Source organism: Streptomyces flavofungini (genome assembly GCF_041028215.1).
GTDB lineage: Bacteria > Actinomycetota > Actinomycetes > Streptomycetales > Streptomycetaceae > Streptomyces > Streptomyces flavofungini_B.
The window spans coordinates 1-3,839 of the sequence record NZ_JASKYR010000711.1 but is presented as its reverse complement, the minus strand read 5'-3'; the positions used below and the strand labels follow the sequence as shown (position 1 = coordinate 3,839).

Below are 3,839 nucleotides of genomic sequence, written 5' to 3'. Positions count from 1 at the left end.
CCAGGGGGTCGTCGTCCAGGGGGTCGTCGTCTTCGAGGGTGCCGAGGTTTTCGAGGGTGCCGATGTCTTCGCGGGTGCCGATGTCTTCGCGGGCGCCGGTGCCTTCGCGGGCGCCGGTGCCTTCGCGGGCGCCGATGTCTTCGCGGGCGCCGATGTCTTCGCGGGCGCCGATGTCTTCGCGGGCGCCGGTGCCTTCGCGGGCGCCGGTGCCTTCGCGGGCGCCGGTGCCTTCGCGGGCGCCGGTGCCTTCGCGGGTGCCGTTGCCTTCGCGGGTGCCGGAGTCGGCCAGGGCGCCGGAGTCGGCGGCGTCCGTGTGGTGCTGAGACGCGGGGGCGTGACCGCCGGTGGCCGCGGGGCCCGTGGGAGCCGTGCAGTCAGGGTGAGCCCCGGAGTCCGGGAAAGCCGTGGAGTCCGTGGCAGCCAAGGAGTCCGTGGGAACCCCTGAGCCCGGAAGAGCTCCTGAGCCCGGGAGGGGCTCGGAACCCGGGAGAGCCCCGGAACCCGGGAAAGCCGCGGAGTCCGCGGCAGCCGAGGAGTCCATGGAAGCCTCAGACCCCGGGAAAGCCGAGGAGTCCATGGGAACCCCTGAACCCGGAAGAGCCCCTGAGCCCAGGAGGGGCTCGGAACCCGGGAGAGCCCCGGAACCCGGGAAAGCCGTGGAGTCCGCCGCAGCCGAGGAGTCCGTGCGAACCGTTGAGCCCGTGAGAGTCGCGGGGTCCGTCAGATGGGCCAGGACGCGGCCGAGGGTCGGGCCCTCGGGGCCGGAGGCGGCCGGGTCGGCGGCGGGACCGACGCCGAGGGAGTCCAGGACCCGGTGCAGCCGCGCGGCGTCCATGCGCCACTTGCGGTCCACGACCTCGTCCGGATACTCCTGCCACGCCACGGGCGCCCAGTCCGGGCTCGGCTCGGCCGGACCCCCGTGGAAGAGACGGGCGGCGAGGAGCGAGGTGGCCTCGTCCACCGCGCCGGGCTCCTCAAGCAGGTCACAGGCGGGGCGCTCGCCCAGGCGCGAGGCGAAGCCCTCGGCGAGGCGGTCCCTGCGGGAGAGCTCGGTCAGCGCGGCGACCACGCCCGCGTCGAGCCGGGAGGGCCAGCGGCCCATCCGCCAGGCGGGCAGCGCGACCCGGGTGAGGAGCCGGTCCCAGCCCGCGTACGCGAGGCCGACCTGCTCCTGGGCGACGATCCGCACGCCGTAGTCCACGGTCTGGGCGCGCTCGGCGGCGGCCGCGGCGACACCGCGCTCCATCTCGGCGGCGTGCACACGGCAGTTGCGCAGCAGCAGCCGGGCGACCCAGCCGACACCGCCGAGCACGGGCCGGACGAGAGGGCTGCGGCCGGGGGCCGAGGCGTCGGCCACCGCCGCGTCGAGCCCGCGCACGAAGCGCCGGGCAGCGGCTATGTCGGGGTGCGCGGAGGGCCCCGTACCCGCGACGACGGGGGCGAGGACCGCGCGCAGCTCGCCGACCCGCATCCACCACAGGAACGGCGAGCCGATGACGAGCACGGGCGCGGTGAAGGCCGGGCGGTGCGGGGCGCGCGCGGTGTCGCCGCCGCTCTCCACGGCGGGCTGTCCGTGCGCGGGGTGGGTGCGGTCCTCAAGCCAGCTGTCGCAGTCGGGGGTGAGCGCTATCGCCGACGGCGCGGGCACGTCGAGCCGGTCGGCGAGGTCGCGGACCAGGCGGTACAGATCCGGGGCGGACTCCTCGGGGACCGGGACCGTGGGGCTCAGGGCGGGCCTCGCCCCCGCGACGACCAGGGCGACGGCCCCGGCGGCGAGCAGGACGAGCAGGGCGAGGGCCGTCACGACCCAGCGGACGATGTCCCAACTCCGGCCGTCCATATGGCCCGTGACGTCACCGGCGATGAGCACGACGGCGACGGCCGCGGGCAGCAGGGCGACGGCGAGCGCCCTGCTGCGCAACCGCAGCACGGCGAGAGCCCGTGAACGCGCGGCCTGCGCGCCCACCTCCACACCCGAACCTGACACGACCGATGGCACCCCCTGCTGCCTACTGCTCGGCCACCGGCGGGGGCCGGTGGCTCACGTCAATGGCGTTGGCGTTGCTCATTCCCCCACTGTTGCACCCGCCGCCCACACCGCAATGCCGGGTGGTCTGTTTGGCTCTGGGCGCTTGGAACGCTTTCGCCGCACCCTAGTTGGGGTGCCGGGCGTCGTCAGCCGGATGGGCCAGCGGTCACTCGATGGAATGGCTTTGGCTAAAGGTGGACGTCGAACGCACTTCGAACGGATACCGAACAGGCCCTGGATCCGGGGCTGGATCCAGGGCCTGAACTTGGCTGAAAGTCACGTGGGGCGTGCCGCGTGCGGAACGGGTGTGCCGTGCGGAGGACGTGCCGGAGCGTGGAGCGGTGGTCCGTCAGGACTCGGCCGCCGCCTTCGCGGCGATGTCGGTGCGGTGCTGCGAACCGTCGAGGCGGATACGGGACAGCGCCGCGTACGCGCGCTGGCGCGCCTCGGTGAGGCCGGACCCGGTCGCCGTCACGGACAGCACCCGGCCGCCCGCGCTGACCACGGCGTCACCGTCGCGCCGGGTGCCCGCGTGCAGGACGTACGCGTGCGGAGCGTCCTCGGCGGCCACCTGGTCGAGCCCTTCGATGGGGTCGCCGGTGCGCGGCGTACCGGGGTAGTTGTGCGAGGCGACGACCACGGTCACCGCGGCGTCGTCGCTCCAGCGCAGCGGGGGCAGGTCGGCGAGGTTGCCGGTGGCCGCCGCCATCAGGAGCCCGCCGAGCGGGGTCCGCAGACGGGCCAGGACCACCTGGGTCTCGGGGTCGCCGAACCGGGCGTTGAACTCGATGACGCGCACGCCGCGGCTGGTGATCGCGAGGCCCGCGTAGAGCAGTCCCGCGAACGGGGTGCCCCTGCGGCGCAGCTCGTCGACCGTCGGCTGGAGGACCGTACGCATGACCTCGTCGACCAGCTCCGGGTCGGCCCACGGCAGTGGCGAATAAGCGCCCATGCCGCCGGTGTTCGGGCCCTCGTCGCCGTCGAGCGCGCGCTTGAAGTCCTGGGCGGGCTGCAACGGTACGACCGTCTCGCCGTCGGTCACCGCGAAGAGCGAGACCTCGGGGCCGTCGAGGAACTCCTCGATGACCACGCGGTCACAGGCGAGGGCGTGCGCGCGGGCCGCCTCGACGTCGTCCGTCACGACGACGCCCTTGCCCGCGGCGAGCCCGTCGTCCTTGACGACGTACGGCGCCCCGAAGGCGTCGAGTGCCTTGTCGACCTGGTCGGGCGTGGTGCAGACGTAGGACCGCGCGGTCGGCACGCTCGCGCCCGCCATCACGTCCTTGGCGAACGCCTTGGAGCCCTCGAGCTCCGCGGCCTCCTTGGACGGGCCGAAGCAGGGGATGCCCGCGGCGCGCACGGCGTCGGCGACGCCCGCGACGAGCGGGGCCTCCGGGCCCACGATCACCAGGCCCGCGCCGAGCTTTTCGGCCAGGGCGGCCACGGCGGCGCCGTCGAGGGCGTCGACCGGGTGGGTCTCGGCCACCTCTGCGATACCGGCGTTGCCGGGGGCGCAGTGCAGCTCGGAGACGTCGGGGTCGAGGGACAGAGAGCGGCACAGGGCGTGTTCGCGGGCACCACTGCCGATGACGAGGACCTTCACGGTGGTCAGCCTAGCGGGTGGGTTCGTATGCCCCGCCAGGGCTGGCTCCGGAGTCTTTTGTACGTTCGTCCAGTCGTCCTGGGTTTTGAGGTCCCGCTTCGGCTGGCTCCCGGCGTCAGTTGTTGGGGTACTCGTCCACCACCGTCGCGCCCAGCTCCCGCATGATCAGGTCGTGGCCCGAGAGGGCCGACTCGACCAGGTCGGGGT

At 74.1% G+C, this 3,839-nt stretch carries 2 protein-coding genes; both read right to left on the bottom strand.

The window, feature by feature from the left end:
- The coding region (locus AB8Z36_RS32960; protein ID WP_369217060.1) for a hypothetical protein at nt 1–1,987 on the bottom strand (1,987 nt) is incomplete at its 3' end.
- Nucleotides 1,988–2,378: 391 nt separating this feature from the next.
- On the bottom strand, nt 2,379–3,632 hold the full coding sequence (purD, locus tag AB8Z36_RS32955) for a phosphoribosylamine--glycine ligase (protein WP_369217059.1): 1,254 nt from the start codon (nt 3,630–3,632) through the stop codon (nt 2,379–2,381).
- Nucleotides 3,633–3,839: the final 207 nt, after the last annotated feature.